Below are 19,045 nucleotides of genomic sequence, written 5' to 3'. Positions count from 1 at the left end.
CCATACGCGGGTTGGTAGACCGGCTGCAATAGGAACCCGGCGCTCCCGAAAGAGCCCCCCGCATGACCACCATATAAAGCAGAGCCGCAAAAAAGAGGCTGCATAAGGTGTCGCCATACATCTATTACAGACGGGCTACCAAACCCGATCACTGTTTTTCAGTGACAGGCAGACGATATAACCCGACCCATAGCGGCGTATGCCGGCGGATTCTGAGGTGCGCGTAGGTAACGGCGCAAGGCGTTGTAGCCTTTATGGCGTAACGGTTTGTGTAATTTAAACGCGCATGCGGATTTGTGTTTAAGCACCTCAGCAGACCGCCAAATCCCAGACAAAAAAACGCCCCGAACCAGTCGGGGCGTCAGTTTTGCGGCTCTGCGGTTAGCTTTCTATCCGATCCGCAGAGGCCGTTTGCTCAGGCGAAGCAGAATCAGTGGAACTGTTCTTCTTCAGTCGAACCGGTCAGTGCGGTTACCGAAGACGAGCCACCTTGAATCACGGTGGTCATGTCGTCGAAGTAGCCGGTGCCCACTTCCTGCTGGTGAGCCACGAAGGTGTAACCCTTGGCGGCGTCAGCGAATTCCTGCTCTTGCAGTTTCACGTAAGCAGTCATGTCGTTGCGGGCGTAGTCGTGCGCCAGGTTGAACATGCTGTGCCACATGTTGTGAATGCCGGCCAGGGTGATGAACTGGTGCTTGTAACCCATGGCGGACAGTTCGCGCTGGAACTTGGCGATGGTCGCGTCGTCCAGGTTTTTCTTCCAGTTGAAGGAAGGCGAGCAGTTGTACGACAGCAGTTGGTCCGGGTATTCCTTTTTGATCGCTTCGGCGAAGCGACGAGCCTCGTCCAGATCCGGCTTGGCAGTTTCGCACCAGATCAGGTCGGCGTATGGCGCGTAAGCCAGACCGCGAGCGATGGCTTGATCCAGACCGGCACGTACCTTGTAGAAACCTTCCTGAGTGCGCTCGCCAGTCACGAACGGCTGGTCGTACGGGTCGCAATCGGAGGTCAGCAGGTCAGCGGCGTTCGCGTCGGTACGGGCCAGAATGATGGTCGGGGTACCGGCAACGTCAGCAGCCAGACGTGCAGCGGTCAGCTTCTGTACGGCTTCCTGAGTTGGAACCAGTACTTTACCGCCCATGTGACCGCATTTTTTCACGGAAGCCAGTTGGTCTTCGAAGTGAACGCCGGCGGCGCCTGCTTCGATCATGCTTTTCATCAGCTCGTAAGCGTTCAGCACGCCACCGAAACCCGCTTCAGCGTCAGCCACGATCGGCGCGAAGTAGTCGATGTAGCCTTCGTCGCCCGGGCCTTTGCCGGCTTTCCACTGGATCTGGTCAGCACGACGGAACGAGTTGTTGATGCGCTTGACCACGGTTGGAACCGAATCCACCGGGTACAGCGACTGGTCCGGGTACATCGATTCGGCGGAGTTGTTGTCCGCAGCTACTTGCCAGCCCGACAGGTAGATCGCCTGGATGCCGGCTTTGACTTGTTGCACAGCCTGGCCGCCGGTCAGGGCGCCCATGCAGTTGACGAAATCTTTCTCAGGACGGAAGGACGGCTTGGCGCCCTGGGTCACCAGGTTCCACAGCTTTTCGGCGCCCAGTTTTGCAAAAGTGTGCTCAGGTTGAACCGAGCCACGCAGGCGGACGACGTCAGCAGCGGAGTAAGCGCGTGTCACGCCTTTCCAGCGCGGGTTTTCAGCCCAGTCTTTTTCGAGGGCTGCAATTTGCTGTTCGCGTGTCAGTGCCATGGAGATAAACCTCGTCGCGTCTTTTATGAAAAGTTGTTCTGCGGTGGAAAATTCCTGCGCTCGCTGACCAGAAGCTTAGGTGGTCAAGTCGGATTCGGCGGGGTAGGCGACGGGATGAACGATGGGCTCGAGGGGAAGTGAGCAGGTAGTGGCGGACTGTGGGCGCATTCGGGCGTCGTGGGCCTCTATACGGTCTACAGTGTGGAGCCGGGTTACCTAATTACGCTTCCGTCCCTCGGGACAACTTCGTTCCAGTCGGCAACCTCGTCAAACACACCTTGTGGGCGGTACAGACACGAAGCGGTTCGCGGGGTAGGTGCGAACATCGCTTCGAAGGCCCTTGCCAGGGCCTCTGATTAGCGGGAGCGAGGCCATCATGCCTTTGCTTTTTTGCCTCGTCAAACGTTTTGTAGTGCTTTTTTTCAAGCACTACATCTTTCGTCTAATACGACTAATCAGTCAGTTTTCGGTGAGTTAGTCCAAGGTGTCGACTTTCACCCGCAAGGTCATGTCATCCCGGCCTTGAGTAGAGTAGCTGCGGGTCAGGCCCTGTTTGTCGACCTGAGTCTGGCTGTTGACACCGGCGAGGGTGATCCACTCACCGAGGCGGCCGGTGACGGTTGTGTCAGTGCTTTGCACGTTCACTACATCGGGACGTTCCTGGCTCATGCGGTCACGGTTGGTACTGATCGCCAGGTGAACGGTGTCGCCGGTGACGCTGGCGGTGACGTAGAACCCTTGAGTGACGTTGCGATATTGGGTCTGGCTGCTGTAATCGCCGTAGGAATTACTCTGGCTGCTGGTGATCGGCACGCTTTGGCCTACTTGAATCAGCGCCGGTGCGCCTTCACTTGCCTGCACTTGCTGGATGCCGCCGTTACGGCTGGTGGTGCTGCGGCTGATGATGCGGGTCTGGTTCGGTGGGGCGCCGTTGACCGAATAGCCTTCATCGCCACGGCCATTGTTTTCGTTGGTGTCGACGGTGATCAGCAGGCGTTTGGGCGCGGTGTCGAGTTGTGACAGCAGATCCTTGAGTTCCTGAATCTTGCCCGGCTCGGCTTTGACGATGAGCTGGTTGCCGTAGGCGCTGACCTGGCCGTCCTGACCCATGAAGTCCTGCGCCACCGGCAACATATCGGCGCTGGTGTGGTACTTGAGGGGGACGATTTCTGTGGCTGCCATCACCGAAAAACTGCAGCCGAGCAGCAGGGTGGTGAGCAGGGTGCGTAGGGACATGTCCGTTATCTCCGCGTTCGAAAGGCTTGATATTGCCAGTTTGTCGGCCTCGGGTGGGGCAAGTTGAATGCTGAACAACAAAACGCCCCGGCATCGTTGGATGCCGAGGCGTTTCGAGAACTGCTTTTGTGGCTCACCACAGGGGGTTCACAGGTCTGTGGTGTTTAGCGAGGGTCTTTGTGGCGAGGGGATTTATCCCCGATGGGCTGCGAAGCAGCCCCAAATCCTTCAAACGCGGTGCATCAGGTAGACCGAGTTTGTCGGGTTGGCGACTGCTGCGCAGCCGAACGGGGATAAATCCCCTCGCCACAGGGTTTACATGATCGTTCCCACGCTCTGGTGGGAATGCAGCCAGTGACGCTCTGCGTCAAATGCCGCATGGGACGCGGAGCGTCCCGAGAGGCATTCCCACGCAGAGCGTGGGAACGATCAGGGCGGGGTTCAGGCCGAATGGCGAACCATGTCGACGTGCGGAATCCCGGCTTCGAGGAATTCCTCGCTGACCAGGCTGAAGCCCAGGCGCTCATAGAACGCCGTGGCTTGCACTTGCGCGCTGAGCATTTGCTCTTTCAAGCCGCGTGCTTCTGCTTCGGCGATGACCGCTTGCATCAGCGCATCACCGACCTTCATCCCGCGCCAGTCTTTCAGCACCGACACGCGGCCGATGTGGCCGTCAGGCAACAGGCGCGCAGTGCCGATCGGGAAGTCGCCTTCAAACGCCAGGAAATGCACGGCGCTGGCGTCGTCCGCGTCCCATTCCAACTCAGGTGGCACCGATTGCTCGGCAATGAACACCGTTTCACGAATGCGCCGGATCTCGGCGATGTCCTTCTGCCAGTCTGCGACACGAACGCGAATCTTATTCATCAGCGAACCCCAAGCTGCCTTGCTTGACCAGTTCGCAGAGCAGACCGGCACCGTCTTCGTCGTTCAGCCACTCGCTGAGGTTGTCGGCGTGCAGGGCGTCGGCGGCGCAGATCAGTTTCAGCAGCTCGCGCAGTTTGCCCGGCAGGTAGCGGCTCTGGCCGCTGGCGAACAGCAGCAGGTCGTCATCGACTTCCGACCACGCCAGACGCGCGCTCGGATTGCGGATCAGCACGGCGCCGTCTTGCAGAGCGTTGAGGAATTCTTCTTCCTCGACGTCGTCAGGGCCGCTGACCAGTTCCGGGTAGCGCGGCTCGGTCATGTACTGGCCGAACCAGGTCAGCAGCAGACGCTCGTCGCTCATGTGCTCGGCGAGCAGGGCTTTGAGGCGATCCAGCGCATCGTGTTGAATCTGATGCGGGTCAGCGGCCGGCTGCGCGTCGGCGTCGGTGTAGCGCTCTTCGTCAGTCAGGAACTGGCTGAGGAAGTCGGTGAAGTGGGTCAGCACTTCAGAGGCGCTCGGCGCGCGGAAACCGACCGAGTAGGTCATGCAGTTGTCGACTGCGACACCGCAGTGAGCCAGACGTGGCGGCAGGTAGAGCATGTCGCCCGGTTCCAGCGTCCACTCTTCGCTCTCGTGGAATTCAGCGAGGATGCGCAGATCTGCGTGTTGCAGCAGCGGGCTCTCGGAGTCGCACATCTGGCCAATTTTCCAGTTGCGCTTGCCGTGGCCTTGCAGCAGGAACACGTCGTAGTTGTCGAAGTGCGGGCCGACGCTGCCACCCGGGGCGGCGAAGCTGATCATCACGTCGTCGACGCGCCAGCTCGGCAGGAAGCGGAAGTTTTCCAGCAGCTCGCTGACTTCCGGCACGAACTGATCGACGGCCTGAACCAGCAGCGTCCACTCTTTTTCCGGCAATTTGCTGAACTCGTCTTCAGCGAACGGGCCGCGACGCAATTCCCATGGGCGCTCGCCGTGCTCGATCACCAGACGCGATTCGACTTCTTCTTCCAGGGCCAGACCCGCCAGCTCGTCGGCGTCGATCGGGCTTTCGAAGTCAGGGATTGCCTGGCGGATCAGCAGCGGTTTTTTCTGCCAGTAGTCGCGCAGGAATTCGCGTGCGGTGATGCCACCCAGAAGTTGCAGAGGAATATCAGGATTCATGTGTAACCTATTGAAAAAAAGCACTTTTCAGACGGGAATAAAAACGCCCGGCGCGGCCGGGCGTCTCAAACGGGGCAAACGGTCGATCAGATGCGTTTGGCTTGCGCTACAGCGTTGCCGATGTAGTTGGCCGGGGTCAGTTGCTTAAGCTCGGCTTTCGCTTCGGCTGGCATGTCCAGACCATCGATGAAAGTCTGCAGCGCTTCAGGGCTGATGCCCTTGCCACGGGTCAGTTCTTTCAGCTTCTCGTACGGGTTTTCGATGTTGTAGCGGCGCATCACGGTCTGGATCGGCTCAGCCAATACTTCCCAGCAAGCGTCGAGGTCAGCGGCAATCTTCTGAGCGTTCAGCTCGAGTTTGCTGATGCCTTTGAGGCTGGCTTCGTACGCGATCACGCTGTGAGCGAAGCCGACACCGAGGTTACGCAGTACGGTGGAGTCGGTCAGGTCGCGCTGCCAGCGGGAGATTGGCAGTTTGCTCGCCAGGTGCTGGAACAGCGCGTTGGCGATGCCCAGGTTGCCTTCGGAGTTTTCGAAGTCGATCGGGTTGACCTTGTGCGGCATGGTCGACGAACCGATTTCGCCAGCGATGGTGCGCTGCTTGAAATAACCCAGGGAGATGTAGCCCCAGATGTCACGGTCGAAGTCGATCAGGATGGTGTTGAAGCGCGCGATCGCGTCAAACAGCTCGGCGATGTAGTCGTGCGGCTCGATCTGCGTGGTGTACGGGTTGAAGCCCAAGCCCAGCTCGTCTTCGATGAAGGCGCGGGCATTGGCTTCCCAGTCGATCTGCGGGTAGGCCGACAGGTGCGCGTTGTAGTTGCCGACAGCGCCGTTGATCTTGCCCAGCAGCGGTACGGCAGCGACCTGAGCAATCTGACGCTCGAGACGGTAAACCACGTTCGCCAGCTCTTTACCCAGAGTGGTCGGGGAGGCTGGTTGGCCGTGAGTGCGCGACAGCATCGGCACGTCAGCGAAACGGATGGCCAGTTCGCGGATGGCTTCGGCGGTCTGGCGCATCAGCGGCAGCATCACGTCGTCACGGCCTTCGCGCAGCATCAGGGCGTGGGACAGGTTGTTGATGTCTTCGCTGGTGCAGGCAAAGTGGATGAACTCGCTGACATTGGCCAGCTCCGGCAGCTTGGCCGCCTGCTCTTTGAGCAGGTATTCGATCGCTTTGACGTCGTGGTTGGTGGTGCGCTCGATCTCTTTGACGCGCTCGGCGTGCTCCAGCGAGAAGTTTTCAGCCAGTTCATTGAGAACGGCGTTGGCCTCGGCGGAGAAGGCTGGCACTTCTGGGATACCAGCGTGGGCGGCCAGGCGCTGGAGCCAGCGCACTTCAACCAGAACACGGGCACGGATCAAACCGTACTCGCTGAAAATCGGGCGCAGGGCCTGGGTTTTGCCGGCGTAGCGGCCGTCAACAGGGGAAACCGCAGTGAGCGAAGAAAGCTGCATGGGGTGTTCTCGGACAGTCGGGCAACGAAATGGGGCGCGTATCATACATGAAAAAATCCGCCGGTCCGTTGCCAACTGACCGGCGTATTACGCGTTACAGACTACAAAGTGTTTATTGCGTAGCGTTTACTCGCTGCGCATCAATGGATACAGCTCTTTGAGCAGCTTGCGCCGGCTGATCACCAACTGCCAGCGATGGCCGCCGAGCTGTCGCCACAGGCGTGCCGAACGGATTCCGGCGAGCAGCAGGGCGCGAATCTTCGAGGCGTTGCTCGGCTGTTGAAGGTTGCGCATGTCGCCGTGCACCTGAATCCGTTGGCGCAAGGTACTCAGGGTGTCCTGATACAGCGCGCCGCAAGCGGCAATCACGTTTTCATGGGCAGGGCCGAAGTGTTCGACCTGCGACTGAATCTGCGGCAGACGCTTGCCGATCACATCGAGCATGTCGCCGCGTTTCGCCAGTTGGCGTTCCAGACCGAGCATCGACAGCGCATAACGCAATGGCTCGCGCTGCAAAGTGCTCGGGTCGCGTTCGAGGGCGCCGATCAGCGCGCGGTAGCCTTCGCGCAGATTGAGGTCATCGCCGCCGTACACGTCCAGCGTGTCTTTCGGGTCGCGCACCAACAGGCTGCCGAGCATGCACGTCAGGCCGGCTTCGCTGGTCTGGCCGCTTTTGGCGATCCGGTCGACCAGCACGGCGGCGAGAAACACGCCGCCCAGCGCCGTCAGTTGCTCCTGAGTCGGGCTCATGCCTGGCCGCTCCACGGCTCGGCCACTTCGATCACGCCGCCGCCGAGGCAGATTTCACCGTCATAGAACACCACGGACTGGCCCGGCGTCACCGCGCGTTGCGGCTCGTCGAACACGGCGCGGTAGCCAATGGCGGTTTTTTCCAGGGTGCAGGCCTGGTCGCTCTGGCGATAACGTACTTTGGCGGTCAGGCGCAGCGGCTGGCTCAGGTCGATCGGGTTGACCCAATAGATTTCCGAAGCGAGCAGGGCGCCGGAGAACAGCCACGGATGGTTGTTGCCTTGGCCGACGATCAACTCGTTGGTGTCGAGATCCTTGCGCAGCACGTACCACGGCTCGTCGCCGGCGTCTTTCAAGCCGCCGATGCCGAGGCCCTGACGCTGACCGATGGTGTGGTACATCAAGCCGTGGTGACGGCCGATGACTTCGTCTTCGGTGGTTTTGATCTCGCCCGGTTGCGCCGGCAGGTATTGCTTGAGGAAGTCGCTGAAACGACGTTCGCCGATGAAGCAGATCCCGGTGGAATCCTTCTTCTTGGCGGTCGCCAGCTCGTATTTCTCGGCAATTGCACGGACTTCCGGCTTTTCCAGTTCGCCGACCGGGAACAGGGTCTTGGCGATCTGTTCGCCGCCAACGGCGTGCAGGAAGTAGCTTTGATCCTTGTTCGGATCGAGGCCTTTGAGCAGTTCGGTGCGGCCATCGATGTCGCGGCGGCGCACGTAGTGGCCGGTGGCGATCAGGTCGGCGCCGAGCATCATGGCGTAGTCGAGGAACGCCTTGAACTTGATCTCGCGGTTGCAGAGGATGTCCGGGTTCGGTGTACGACCGGCCTTATATTCGGCGAGGAAGTGCTCGAACACGTTGTCCCAGTACTCGGCGGCGAAGTTGGCGGTGTGCAGCTTGATGCCAATCTTGTCGCAGACAGCCTGAGCATCCGCCAGGTCGTCCATGGCGGTGCAGTATTCCGTTCCGTCGTCTTCTTCCCAGTTCTTCATGAACAGGCCTTCCACTTCATAGCCCTGCTCGATCAGCAGGAGAGCGGAAACGGAAGAGTCCACGCCGCCGGACATGCCGACAATGACGCGCTTCTTGGATGTGTCAGAAGGGGCTGGATCACGCATAGGGATTCAATGAGTGTCTTGAAAAAGGACGCGATTCTAGCAGGCTCGCGGCCTCAAGGCTAAAGAGAAGGGCGGATCAGTTCGAGGCTGAAGTGATGCCCGGCCAGATAATCGTCGATGCAACGGATGATCAGCTCACTGCGCCAGTTGTCGCGCTGGGCGATTAATTCGTCGCGGGTCAGCCACTTGGCGCCGACGATGCCGTCGTCCAATTGGTAATCCGGGTGGTGTTTAACGGCTTTGGCGCTGAAACATACGCGCTGGTAGGTCACGCCGTTGCTCGGGGCGGTGTACAGATAAATACCGATGACGCCGGTGGGTTCGACGTCCCAGCCGGTTTCTTCAAGGGTTTCGCGGATGGCGGCGTCGATCAGGGTTTCGTCCGGATCGAGATGACCGGCGGGCTGGTTGAGCACATTGCGCCCGGCTTTGTGTTCTTCAACCATCAGGAAGCGACCGTTGTCCTCGACGATGGTGGCGACGGTGATGTGGGGGAGCCATTCCATGAGTCTTCCTCAAATATTGAATTGAAACCCAATCCCCTGTGGGAGCGGGCTTGCTCGCGAAAGCGGTGGGTCAGTCAATGAAGAGGTTGAATGATAAACCGCATTCGCGAGCAAGCCCGCTCCCACACAGGGTTTGTGGTGATCATAAAACCCGGAAACACAAACCCCGGCACCAGGCCGGGGTTTGTGATGTTCCCTTTACAACCTTAAACCAGCGCAGCAATCGCCGCGTTGAGGGTTGCGCTTGGGCGCATGGCCTTGCTGATCAGCTCGGCATTGGCGTGGTAGTAACCGCCGATGTCGACTGGCTTGCCCTGAACGGCGTTGAGTTCGGCAACGATGGTTGCTTCGTTCTCGGTCAGAGTCTTGGCCAGAGTCGCGAACTGCGCTTGCAGTGCCGCATCTTCAGTCTGGGCGGCCAGGGCCTGAGCCCAGTACATCGCCAGGTAGAAGTGGCTGCCGCGGTTGTCGATGTTGCCGACTTTGCGCGATGGCGACTTGTTGTTGTCGAGGAATTGGCCAGTGGCCTGATCCAGGGTTTTCGACAGCACCAGCGCTTTCGGGTTGTTGTAGTTCACGCCCAGATGCTCAAGGGACGCTGCCAGTGCGAGGAACTCGCCCAGCGAATCCCAGCGCAGGAAGTTCTCTTCAACCAATTGCTGCACGTGCTTCGGAGCCGAACCGCCGGCGCCGGTTTCGAACAGACCACCGCCGTTCATCAGCGGCACGATCGACAGCATCTTGGCGCTGGTGCCCAGTTCCATGATCGGGAACAGGTCAGTCAGGTAGTCGCGCAGTACGTTGCCGGTCACCGAAATGGTGTCCTTGCCTTCGCGGGTGCGCTGCAGGGTGAACTTCATCGCGTCGACTGGCGCCATGATCTGGATGTCCAGACCGGCCGTGTCGTGATCCTTCAGGTAAGCCTGAACTTTCTCGATCACTACGCCGTCGTGAGCGCGCATTGGGTCGAGCCAGAAAATCGCTGGCGTGCTGCTGGCGCGAGCACGGTTGACGGCCAGTTTGACCCAGTCCTGGATCGGCGCGTCTTTGGTCTGGCACATGCGGAAGATGTCGCCGGCTTCAACAGCCTGTTCCATCAGCAGGGTGCCTTTGCTGTCGGTCACGCGAACCACGCCGTCAGCCTTGATCTGGAAGGTCTTGTCGTGCGAGCCGTACTCTTCGGCTTTCTTCGCCATCAGACCCACGTTTGGCACGCTGCCCATGGTGGTCGGGTCGAAAGCGCCATTGGCTTTGCAATCTTCGATCACGGCCTGGTAGATGGTTGCGTAGCAACGATCCGGAATCACAGCCTTGGTGTCGTGCAGTTGACCGTCAGTGCCCCACATTTTGCCGGAGTCACGGATCATCGCTGGCATCGAGGCGTCGACGATAACGTCGCTCGGCACGTGCAGGTTGGTGATGCCTTTGTCGGAGTTGACCATCGCCAGCGACGGACGAGCGGCGTAGACCGCGGCCATGTCAGCTTCGATCTGTGCTTGCTGCTCAGCCGGCAAGGCTTTGATGCGAGCGTATAGATCGCCGATGCCGTTGTTCAGGTTGAAGCCGATCTCGGCCAGCACGGCTGCGTGCTTGGTCAGCGCGTCTTTATAGAACTCGGCAACGATCTGACCGAACATGATCGGGTCGGAGACCTTCATCATGGTCGCTTTCAGGTGAACCGAAAGCAGCACGCCTTGGGCCTTGGCGCTTTCGATTTCAGCAGCGATGAACGCGCGCAGGGCGTTTTTGCTCATCACGGCGCAGTCGAGGATCTCGCCAGCCTGAACGGTGGTTTTTTCTTTCAGAACGGTCGCGGTGCCGTCTTTGGCGATCAGCTCGATCTTCACGGCGTCAGCGGCGTCGATCAGGGCAGCTTTTTCGCTGCCGTAGAAATCGCCGGTGCTCATGTGAGCGACGTGGGACTTGGAGTCTTTGGCCCAGGCGCCCATTTTGTGCGGGTGCTTGCGCGCATAGTTCTTCACCGACAGCGGAGCGCGACGGTCGGAGTTGCCTTCACGCAGAACCGGGTTCACGGCGCTGCCCTTGACCTTGTCGTAACGCGCCTTGGCGTCTTTGTCGGCGTCGCTGGTCACGGTTTCCGGGTAGTCCGGCAGGTTGTAACCCTGCGCTTGCAGCTCTTTGATCGCGGCTTGCAGCTGAGGCACCGAAGCGCTGATGTTCGGCAGCTTGATGATGTTGGCTTCAGGCGTAACGGCCAGGTCGCCCAGTTCGGCGAGGTGGTCGGCTACGGCTTTGTCACCCAGTTGCTCGGGGAAGCTGGCCAGAATACGTGCTGCAAGAGAGATATCGCGGGTTTCCACGGCGATATCGGCCGAAGCGGTGTAGGCCTCGATGATCGGCAGCAGGGAATAGGTGGCGAGGGCTGGGGCTTCGTCGGTGAAGGTATAGATGATCTTCGAGCGGGTGGGCATATTCGGATTAACTCTCTCTTCTTTGCTAAAGCGTGCGCAGAAACTCGAGGGGCGCCGGGTAAGCGCGTTCGTTCAAAGTCATCCATGAACCGAATGTCGAGATTCTTCGCGGTGATGTTGGGTGCATCAGTAGAGCGTCAAGCAGTCAGGCTGCGGTAACAACCCGACCAATCAGGCGGAAAGTCTCGTTCTAGAGAGGCCAGCCGTCGTGACCCTGTGGTCAGCGGCGGGCATTATACATAGGTAGCTGGCAATCTGCCGATGGTTCATATGCAACCAATCTCGTCCATTGGTCTAAAGGTCGCAGGGCAGGGGGGCGCGTAGAGTCGTTGCGAATGCTTGAGTTTGGCGCTTTTCCCTTTGCTTTCAGGGTTGTACGAAACGAGTTGTGCGATTGCCGGGAACAGAGGGTTTGCGTGTTGATTTAACTGGGTTACGCTCGAACCAAGCCAGATGTTCAATCCAAACAATGGAGTTCAGCATGGGTTACAAGAAGATTCAGGTTCCAGCCGTCGGCGACAAAATCACCGTCAATGCAGACCATTCTCTCAATGTTCCTGATAACCCGATCATCCCCTTCATCGAAGGTGACGGCATTGGTGTCGACATCAGCCCGGTGATGATCAAGGTTGTCGATGCTGCAGTTCAAAAGGCATACGGCGGTAAACGCAAGATTTCCTGGATGGAAGTCTTCGCCGGGGAAAAAGCCACTCAGGTTTACGATCAGGACACCTGGCTGCCTCAGGAAACCCTGGACGCAGTCAAGGATTACGTGGTTTCCATCAAAGGCCCGCTGACCACGCCGGTCGGTGGCGGCATCCGTTCGCTGAACGTGGCCCTGCGTCAGCAGCTCGACCTGTACGTCTGCCTGCGCCCGGTGCGCTGGTTTGAAGGCGTGCCAAGCCCGGTGAAAAAGCCTGGCGACGTCGACATGACGATCTTCCGCGAGAACTCCGAAGACATCTATGCGGGCATTGAGTGGAAGGCCGGTTCGCCGGAAGCCACCAAGGTCATCAAATTCCTTAAAGAAGAAATGGGCGTCACCAAGATCCGTTTCGACGAAAACTGCGGCATCGGCGTCAAGCCGGTTTCGCTGGAAGGCACCAAGCGTCTGGCGCGCAAGGCTCTGCAATATGTGGTCGATAACGACCGCGATTCGCTGACCATCGTGCACAAAGGCAACATCATGAAGTTCACCGAAGGTGCCTTCAAAGAGTGGGCCTACGAAGTGGCCGCTGAAGAATTCGGCGCGACCCTGCTCGACGGCGGCCCGTGGATGCAGTTCAAAAACCCGAAAACCGGCAAGAACGTTGTGGTCAAAGACGCCATCGCCGACGCCATGCTCCAGCAGATCCTGCTGCGCCCGGCCGAATACGATGTGATCGCGACCCTCAACCTTAACGGTGACTACCTTTCCGATGCCCTGGCGGCAGAAGTGGGCGGTATCGGCATCGCGCCGGGCGCCAACCTGTCCGACACCGTGGCAATGTTCGAAGCCACCCACGGCACTGCACCGAAGTACGCCGGCAAGGATCAGGTCAACCCGGGTTCGTTGATTCTTTCGGCAGAAATGATGCTGCGCCACATGGGCTGGACGGAAGCGGCGGATCTGATCATCAAGGGCACCAACGGCGCTATCTCGGCCAAAACCGTGACTTATGACTTCGAACGTCTGATGGACGGGGCCAAACTGGTGTCGTCTTCGGGCTTCGGTGATGCGCTGATCTCGCACATGTAAAACGCAGGTACACAAAAACCGCCTGACTCGATGAATTGAGTCAGGCGGTTTTTTTTATGGCTGAATGTTTGCGGCGTCAGCTGGTCGCTGTTTGTTCCTCGGCGGCGACCGTGCTCGACACCGGCGAGACTTCGGCCGAAGTAATCTTCACTGCGTGTAGGCCTTTGGGGCCTTGCACGATATCGAATCTCACCGCTTGACCTGCTTTAAGGGTTTTGTACCCGTCCATTTCAATGGCCGAATAATGGGCAAAGAAGTCGATGTCTTTGCCATCCTCATCGCGGCCCTCATGGGTGTCGGTGTTGATGAAACCGAATCCCTTGGCATTGTTGAACCATTTCACCTTGCCGACTGCCATGCTCAAATCCCTCTGCAACAGATTCCATCGCTGGAGTATCATCCAATTCATCCGCAATCTAATCCGTTAAAAGGATTGACTCCGCGGATCTTTTTTACCCACTGTGGGCTCTATTGGTTGTAACACCGTTTTCCCGATAGTCAAGGTGACCGGGCAGTCGGAGTTGAAAACGTGTACAACCGCCCCCACCACTGTATTTGCACAACTGACGAACCTTTCTTTCCATGCATGCAATCAGCCAGATTCGACTAACATTCAATCAGGATCGCCCGACTTTCCAAAAGGATCACCCGGAGGAACACGACGACGGTTCGGCGGGCGTTGCTGTTCAGGAAGCAAAGCCTGCATTACAGGCGCCGCCGATGTACAAGGTGGTTTTGTTCAACGATGACTACACACCGATGGATTTCGTCGTCGAAGTGCTCGAGGTGTTTTTTAACCTGAATCGCGAGCTGGCGACCAAGGTCATGCTGGCCGTTCATACAGAAGGACGGGCAGTATGTGGAGTGTTTACCCGCGACATCGCCGAGACAAAGGCCATGCAGGTCAACCAGTACGCCAGGGAAAGCCAGCATCCGCTACTCTGTGAAATCGAGAAGGACGGTTAATCGCCGACCACTTGGGTATGAGGTGAAGCTATGTTAAACCGCGAGCTCGAAGTCACCCTCAATTTAGCCTTCAAGGAGGCTCGTTCGAAGCGTCATGAATTCATGACCGTCGAACATCTCCTGCTGGCCCTATTGGATAATGAGGCTGCCGCCACCGTTTTGCGTGCCTGCGGCGCAAACCTCGACAAACTCAAGCATGACCTGCAGGAGTTCATCGACTCCACCACGCCTCTGATCCCCGTTCATGACGAAGATCGCGAAACCCAGCCAACCCTGGGCTTCCAGCGTGTACTGCAGCGTGCTGTTTTTCACGTACAGAGCTCGGGCAAACGCGAAGTAACCGGCGCTAACGTGCTGGTTGCCATCTTCAGTGAGCAAGAGAGTCAGGCGGTGTTCCTGCTGAAACAGCAGAGCGTTGCGCGCATCGATGTCGTCAACTACATCGCCCATGGCATTTCCAAAGTGCCGGGGCATGGCGATCACTCTGAAGGTGAACAAGATATGCAGGACGACGAGGGCGGTGAGTCTTCTTCTTCAGGCAATCCTCTGGATGCTTATGCCAGTAACCTCAACGAACTTGCGCGCCAGGGTCGTATCGATCCGCTGGTCGGCCGTGAGTCGGAAGTCGAGCGTGTCGCGCAGATTCTCGCGCGTCGGCGCAAAAACAATCCGCTGCTGGTCGGTGAAGCAGGCGTGGGTAAAACCGCGATTGCCGAAGGCCTGGCCAAGCGTATTGTCGACAACCAGGTGCCGGATCTGTTGGCGGGTAGCGTCGTTTATTCGCTTGATCTCGGTGCTCTGCTCGCGGGCACCAAGTATCGCGGTGATTTCGAGAAGCGTTTCAAAGCGCTGCTCAATGAACTGAAAAAACGTCCGCAAGCCATTCTGTTTATCGACGAGATCCACACCATTATTGGTGCGGGCGCTGCGTCGGGCGGGGTTATGGACGCTTCGAACCTGCTCAAACCGCTGTTGTCGTCTGGCGACATTCGCTGCATCGGTTCGACCACGTTCCAGGAATTCCGCGGCATCTTCGAGAAGGATCGTGCCTTGGCGCGTCGCTTCCAGAAGGTTGATGTCGTCGAGCCGTCGGTGGAAGACACCATCGGTATCCTGCGCGGCCTGAAAGGGCGTTTCGAGCAGCACCACAACATCGAATACAGCGACGAAGCACTGCGTGCCGCTGCTGAACTGGCGTCGCGTTACATCAATGATCGGCACATGCCGGACAAAGCCATTGATGTGATCGACGAGGCGGGCGCCTATCAGCGCCTGCAACCGGTCGAGAAGCGCGCCAAGCGCATCGAAGTGCCGCACGTCGAAGACATCGTGGCGAAGATCGCGCGGATCCCGCCGAAGCACGTCACCAGTTCCGATAAGGAACTGCTGCGTAACCTGGAGCGTGACCTGAAGCTGACGGTGTTTGGTCAGGACGCGGCGATCGATTCGCTGTCGACTGCGATCAAACTGTCCCGTGCCGGCCTCAAGTCGCCTGACAAGCCAGTCGGTTCGTTCCTGTTCGCCGGCCCTACCGGTGTCGGTAAAACCGAGGCCGCGCGGCAATTGGCCAAGGCGTTGGGCATTGAACTGGTTCGTTTCGACATGTCCGAGTACATGGAGCGCCACACCGTATCGCGTCTGATCGGTGCGCCTCCAGGCTATGTCGGTTTCGACCAGGGCGGTCTGTTGACCGAAGCGATCACCAAGCAGCCGCATTGCGTATTGCTGCTCGACGAAATCGAGAAGGCGCATCCGGAAGTCTTCAACCTGCTGCTGCAGGTGATGGATCACGGCACGCTGACCGATAACAACGGGCGCAAGGCGGACTTCCGCAACGTGATTGTGATCATGACCACTAACGCCGGTGCTGAAACGGCGGCGCGGGCTTCGATCGGTTTCACCCATCAGGATCACTCGTCTGATGCGATGGAAGTGATCAAGAAGAGCTTCACGCCGGAGTTCCGTAACCGTCTGGACACCATTATTCAGTTTGGTCGCCTCAGTCATGAGGTTATCAAAAGTGTGGTGGACAAGTTCCTTACCGAGCTTCAGGCGCAACTGGAAGACAAGCGTGTGTTGCTGGAAGTGACTGACGCGGCGCGTAGCTGGATTGCGGCGGGTGGTTATGATGCGGCGATGGGTGCGCGTCCGATGGCTCGTCTGATTCAGGACAAGATCAAGCGTCCGCTGGCGGAGGAGATCTTGTTTGGTGAGTTGGCTGAGCATGGTGGGGTTGTTCATATCGATATCAAGGATGGTGAGTTGACCTTTGATTTCGAGACCACTGCTGAGATGGCTTGATCGTTGTTGTTACGCTGAGGGCGCCTTCGGGCGCCCTTTTTGTTGTCTGGTGTTTTTGGGTGAATATCCGTTGTTGTGGTGATGGCTGGTTAGGGTTCCGCCCTTACGGCGGGTCACTTTTGGCAAACGCCCCAAAAGTAACCAAAAGGTCTGTGCCCTGACGTTCGGCCCGCTCGCTGGGGCTCGGGGTTCCTTCGCTGCGGGATCGATCCGGGGGGCAGCGCCTACGGTTTGCTTCGCTGCACCTCCTCTCGCTGTGTTTGGCTGCGCCAAACGGTCGCTACGCTCCCACCCCCGGATCAATCCCTCCACTCAGCCTGCCGACGGGCTCTAAGATCAAAAGCAGGCGAGCTGACACTCGGCCTATTGAGTGGTGAAGAGCGGGGCGCGCACGGCTTTTTGATTTGCGTTGGATTCGCCCCTCACCCCAGCCCTCTCCCGAGGGAGAGGGAGCCGATTGGTGGGTTTTTCAGAATGTGTGTTCGACTCGGTATTTCAAGTCGGCGTATTTCGCCCAAACAGCCCGATCAGTCCCCTCTCCCTCCGGGAGAGGGCTAGGGTGAGGGGCTCTTGATCTTGATCTGGCTTTTGACGTGGCTTTTGATCTCAAGCCCCTTCGGCAGGCCGAGCGTAGGTGTCCATCAGGGGTAGGCGCGTAGCGCCATGCGGCGTAGCCGCATACATCGAGAGGAGGTGCAGCGAAGCAAACCGTAGGCGATGCCCCCTGATGGGCACCGTAGCGAGGGAACGCTGAGCCTAAGCGAAGTGCCGTACGCCGGGGCTAAGCCTTTTGGGTTACCTTTTCGGCGTCTGGAAAAGGTGACTCGCTGTAAGAGCGAAACCGCCAGCGGCATCACCCGCAGCAACGGATATGCCCCCAAAACCCCAAAAAACGCACAAACAAAAACGCCCGGCATAAACCGGGCGTCTTGTATTGACCTGATTAACGAGCGCGGTAAGTAATGCGCCCTTTGCTCAAGTCATAGGGCGTCAGCTCGACGCGCACTTTGTCACCGGTAAGAATACGAATGTAGTTCTTGCGCATCTTGCCGGAAATATGCGCGGTTACGACGTGCCCATTTTCCAACTCCACACGAAACATGGTGTTGGGCAGGGTGTCGACGACAGTGCCTTCCATTTCGAAGCTGTCTTCTTTCGACATGCAGTAAAGCCCTCGGTATCCAATGAATGGCCCGGTGCAACTGCGCCAGGCAAAAGCGGCGTGCATTGTGCCCGAAAAATGGGGTTTACGCCAAGGGGTTTAGGGCTTTGGTTTAGTTGAGGATGACCCAACGCTGATTAATCAGCAGTTCGATGGGGCGATATTGGGTTTTGTAGTTCATCTTTTTGCAGTTCTTGATCCAGTAACCAAGGTAAACCGCCTCCAGCCCCAGGCGCTGGCTCTCGCTGATCTGCCAGAGGATGCCGAAGCGGCCAAGGCTACGGCGCTCTTCCGCCGGTTCGTAAAAGGTGTACACCGCCGACAAGCCATTAGGCAGCAAATCGGTCACCGCGACGGCGAGCAACCGTCCGTCGAGACGAAACTCATAAAAACGCGAGAAGGGCAGATCACGCACCAGAAACGTCGAGAATTGATCACGGCTCGGCGGGTACATGTCGCCGTCAGCGTGGCGTTGTTCGATGTAGCGCTGGTACAGATCGAAATATTCTTCGCTGAATTGCGGTTTGACCGGGCGCACCTGCAAATCGGCGTTGCGCTTGAAAATGCGTTTCTGCTGACGATTGGGGGTGAACTGTGCGACGGGGATGCGCGCAGGCACGCACGCATTGCAGTTCTGGCAATGCGGACGGTACAGATGATCGCCGCTGCGACGAAAGCCCATTTCCGACAGGTCTGCGTAGACATGCACATCCATGGGCTGGCTCGGGTCGAGAAACAGGGTGGTAGCCTGCTCCTCAGGCAGATAACTGCAAGAGTGAGGTTGAGTGGCATAGAACTTCAGACGCGCCAACTCGGTCATGATCAACCCTCGGGATAAGCTGGTGAATTAAGTGTAAGCCACGCGCGCAAAAGTCGCTCAGCAAACCCAAGTGGCGCGACTGGGTTGATCCAGATGTCGGGCCAGATAGTCAGCAAATTCCTGACGGGGAATCGAGCGGGCGCCAAGGCTGTGCAGATGATCGGTCGGCATCTGGCAGTCAATCAGCACGAAACCCGAATCTTGCAGATGGCGCACCAGCGTGGCGAAACCGTACTTGGAGGCGTTGTCGGCGCGGCTGAACATCGACTCGCCAAAGAACAGTTGACCCATCGCCAACCCATACAGGCCGCCGACCAGTTCGCCCTGATCCCAAACCTCCACCGAATGCGCGAAGCCGCGTCGATGCAATTCAACGTAGGCGTCCTGCATCGCTTCGGTGATCCACGTGCCATCGGCGTAATCGCGGGGTGCGGCGCAGGCGCGAATGACCGCGTCGAAGTGTTTATCGAAGGTGACTTGGTAGCGTTCCTTGCGCAGGAGTTTGCCGAGGCTGCGCGAGACGTGCAGTTCGTCGGGAAACATCACCGTGCGCGGATCCGGCGACCACCAGAGAATCGGCTGGCCTTCGGAAAACCATGGAAAGCAGCCGTGACGATACGCCTGAATCAAACGATCGGCGGACAGATCACCACCGGCGGCGAGCAGTCCGTTGGGTTCGCGCATGGCCTTTTCCAATGGCGGAAAAGTCAGGGAGTTGCGTTGTAACCAAGTCAGCATGGCATCCAGGCTTGCAGAAGGGGAGGGCGGGGC

16 protein-coding genes are annotated in these 19,045 nt (G+C 58.4%); 3 read left to right on the top strand and 13 right to left on the bottom strand.

The features are described from left to right. Positions 1–430: 430 nt before the first annotated feature. The 9 genes from aceA to GVL50_RS14790 form a co-directional block, all read right to left on the bottom strand. Positions 431–1,756 carry an isocitrate lyase gene (gene aceA, locus GVL50_RS14830; protein WP_008032724.1) on the bottom strand — a complete coding sequence of 442 codons (1,326 nt, stop codon included), beginning with the start codon at positions 1,754–1,756 and terminating at the stop codon, positions 431–433. A 474-nt stretch (positions 1,757–2,230) separates the two neighbouring features. Next, the gene (locus GVL50_RS14825) at positions 2,231–2,992 is read right to left on the bottom strand and encodes a secretin N-terminal domain-containing protein (RefSeq protein WP_159813883.1); all 762 of its coding nucleotides are present in this window, start codon (positions 2,990–2,992) and stop codon (positions 2,231–2,233) included. 441 nt (positions 2,993–3,433) lie between these two features. Continuing rightward, on the bottom strand, positions 3,434–3,859 hold the full coding sequence (locus tag GVL50_RS14820; protein WP_053121618.1) for a GNAT family N-acetyltransferase: 426 nt from the start codon (positions 3,857–3,859) through the stop codon (positions 3,434–3,436). After that, positions 3,852–5,021: a cupin domain-containing protein gene (locus GVL50_RS14815; protein WP_159813881.1), complete on the bottom strand. Its 1,170-nt coding sequence runs from the start codon at positions 5,019–5,021 to the stop codon at positions 3,852–3,854. The genes GVL50_RS14820 and GVL50_RS14815 overlap by 8 nt, the downstream gene beginning before the upstream one ends. An 86-nt stretch (positions 5,022–5,107) precedes the next feature. Further along, positions 5,108–6,478: an adenylosuccinate lyase gene (gene purB / locus GVL50_RS14810; RefSeq protein WP_159813879.1), complete on the bottom strand. Its 1,371-nt coding sequence runs from the start codon at positions 6,476–6,478 to the stop codon at positions 5,108–5,110. A gap of 126 nt (positions 6,479–6,604) precedes the next feature. Further along, positions 6,605–7,228 carry a high frequency lysogenization protein HflD gene (gene hflD / locus GVL50_RS14805; RefSeq protein WP_053121613.1) on the bottom strand — a complete coding sequence of 208 codons (624 nt, stop codon included), beginning with the start codon at positions 7,226–7,228 and terminating at the stop codon, positions 6,605–6,607. Further along, a complete protein-coding gene (gene mnmA, locus GVL50_RS14800; protein ID WP_159813877.1) occupies positions 7,225–8,349 on the bottom strand; it encodes a tRNA 2-thiouridine(34) synthase MnmA in 1,125 nt (374 codons plus the stop codon). The genes hflD and mnmA overlap by 4 nt, the downstream gene beginning before the upstream one ends. A 59-nt stretch (positions 8,350–8,408) precedes the next feature. After that, positions 8,409–8,855: an NUDIX hydrolase gene (locus GVL50_RS14795; protein ID WP_053121609.1), complete on the bottom strand. Its 447-nt coding sequence runs from the start codon at positions 8,853–8,855 to the stop codon at positions 8,409–8,411. A gap of 206 nt (positions 8,856–9,061) precedes the next feature. Further along, positions 9,062–11,287 (bottom strand): NADP-dependent isocitrate dehydrogenase, encoded by a 2,226-nt coding sequence (locus GVL50_RS14790; RefSeq protein WP_053121607.1) that lies wholly within the window; start codon positions 11,285–11,287, stop codon positions 9,062–9,064. Between the two features lie 481 nt (positions 11,288–11,768). Between GVL50_RS14790 and icd the strand changes: the two genes are divergently transcribed. Next, positions 11,769–13,025, top strand: a complete 1,257-nt coding sequence (gene icd, locus GVL50_RS14785) for an NADP-dependent isocitrate dehydrogenase (protein ID WP_159813875.1) — start codon at positions 11,769–11,771, stop codon at positions 13,023–13,025. A 76-nt stretch (positions 13,026–13,101) separates the two neighbouring features. On the opposite strand, the gene GVL50_RS14780 is transcribed toward icd, so the two are convergent. Next, positions 13,102–13,383, bottom strand: a complete 282-nt coding sequence (locus tag GVL50_RS14780) for a cold shock domain-containing protein (RefSeq protein ID WP_053121605.1) — start codon at positions 13,381–13,383, stop codon at positions 13,102–13,104. Between the two features lie 224 nt (positions 13,384–13,607). Between GVL50_RS14780 and clpS the strand changes: the two genes are divergently transcribed. Continuing rightward, positions 13,608–13,991 carry an ATP-dependent Clp protease adapter ClpS gene (gene clpS, locus GVL50_RS14775; RefSeq protein ID WP_053121602.1) on the top strand — a complete coding sequence of 128 codons (384 nt, stop codon included), beginning with the start codon at positions 13,608–13,610 and terminating at the stop codon, positions 13,989–13,991. Between the two features lie 30 nt (positions 13,992–14,021). Beyond that, complete coding sequence (gene clpA / locus GVL50_RS14770; RefSeq protein ID WP_053121600.1) at positions 14,022–16,292, top strand: ATP-dependent Clp protease ATP-binding subunit ClpA; 2,271 nt, start codon at positions 14,022–14,024, stop codon at positions 16,290–16,292. A 943-nt stretch (positions 16,293–17,235) separates the two neighbouring features. On the opposite strand, the gene infA is transcribed toward clpA, so the two are convergent. The 3 genes from infA to aat all read right to left on the bottom strand — a co-directional run bounded on the left by infA (position 17,236) and on the right by aat (position 19,012). Further along, entirely contained in the window at positions 17,236–17,454 is a 219-nt protein-coding gene (infA, locus tag GVL50_RS14765; RefSeq protein WP_002553999.1) for a translation initiation factor IF-1, read from the bottom strand. Between the two features lie 112 nt (positions 17,455–17,566). After that, complete coding sequence (locus tag GVL50_RS14760; RefSeq protein WP_053121598.1) at positions 17,567–18,274, bottom strand: arginyltransferase; 708 nt, start codon at positions 18,272–18,274, stop codon at positions 17,567–17,569. A 57-nt stretch (positions 18,275–18,331) separates the two neighbouring features. Then, on the bottom strand, positions 18,332–19,012 hold the full coding sequence (gene aat / locus GVL50_RS14755) for a leucyl/phenylalanyl-tRNA--protein transferase (RefSeq protein ID WP_159813874.1): 681 nt from the start codon (positions 19,010–19,012) through the stop codon (positions 18,332–18,334). Between the last annotated feature and the right edge of the window lie 33 nt (positions 19,013–19,045).

It is taken from the genome of Pseudomonas sp. 18058, assembly GCF_902706155.1.
GTDB lineage: Bacteria > Pseudomonadota > Gammaproteobacteria > Pseudomonadales > Pseudomonadaceae > Aquipseudomonas > Aquipseudomonas rustica.
Note: the sequence above shows the minus strand (reverse complement) of the source record. Positions and strands in the feature narration are given on the sequence as shown.

Excerpts from the sequence above, each read along its gene's own strand:
- GVL50_RS14790 (WP_053121607.1), bottom strand. The coding sequence starts at position 11,287 with ATGCCCACCCGCTCGAAGATCATCTATACCTTCACCGACGAAGCCCCA.
- GVL50_RS14795 (WP_053121609.1), bottom strand. The coding sequence starts at position 8,855 with ATGGAATGGCTCCCCCACATCACCGTCGCCACCATCGTCGAGGACAAC.
- GVL50_RS14815 (WP_159813881.1), bottom strand. The coding sequence starts at position 5,021 with ATGAATCCTGATATTCCTCTGCAACTTCTGGGTGGCATCACCGCACGC.
- GVL50_RS14820 (WP_053121618.1), bottom strand. The coding sequence starts at position 3,859 with ATGAATAAGATTCGCGTTCGTGTCGCAGACTGGCAGAAGGACATCGCC.
- GVL50_RS14760 (WP_053121598.1), bottom strand. The coding sequence starts at position 18,274 with ATGACCGAGTTGGCGCGTCTGAAGTTCTATGCCACTCAACCTCACTCT.
- aat (WP_159813874.1), bottom strand. The coding sequence starts at position 19,012 with ATGCTGACTTGGTTACAACGCAACTCCCTGACTTTTCCGCCATTGGAA.
- clpS (WP_053121602.1), top strand. The coding sequence starts at position 13,608 with ATGCATGCAATCAGCCAGATTCGACTAACATTCAATCAGGATCGCCCG.
- icd (WP_159813875.1), top strand. The coding sequence starts at position 11,769 with ATGGGTTACAAGAAGATTCAGGTTCCAGCCGTCGGCGACAAAATCACC.
- purB (WP_159813879.1), bottom strand. The coding sequence starts at position 6,478 with ATGCAGCTTTCTTCGCTCACTGCGGTTTCCCCTGTTGACGGCCGCTAC.
- mnmA (WP_159813877.1), bottom strand. The coding sequence starts at position 8,349 with ATGCGTGATCCAGCCCCTTCTGACACATCCAAGAAGCGCGTCATTGTC.
- GVL50_RS14825 (WP_159813883.1), bottom strand. The coding sequence starts at position 2,992 with ATGTCCCTACGCACCCTGCTCACCACCCTGCTGCTCGGCTGCAGTTTT.
- clpA (WP_053121600.1), top strand. The coding sequence starts at position 14,022 with ATGTTAAACCGCGAGCTCGAAGTCACCCTCAATTTAGCCTTCAAGGAG.
- GVL50_RS14780 (WP_053121605.1), bottom strand. The coding sequence starts at position 13,383 with ATGGCAGTCGGCAAGGTGAAATGGTTCAACAATGCCAAGGGATTCGGT.
- aceA (WP_008032724.1), bottom strand. The coding sequence starts at position 1,756 with ATGGCACTGACACGCGAACAGCAAATTGCAGCCCTCGAAAAAGACTGG.
- hflD (WP_053121613.1), bottom strand. The coding sequence starts at position 7,228 with ATGAGCCCGACTCAGGAGCAACTGACGGCGCTGGGCGGCGTGTTTCTC.
- infA (WP_002553999.1), bottom strand. The coding sequence starts at position 17,454 with ATGTCGAAAGAAGACAGCTTCGAAATGGAAGGCACTGTCGTCGACACC.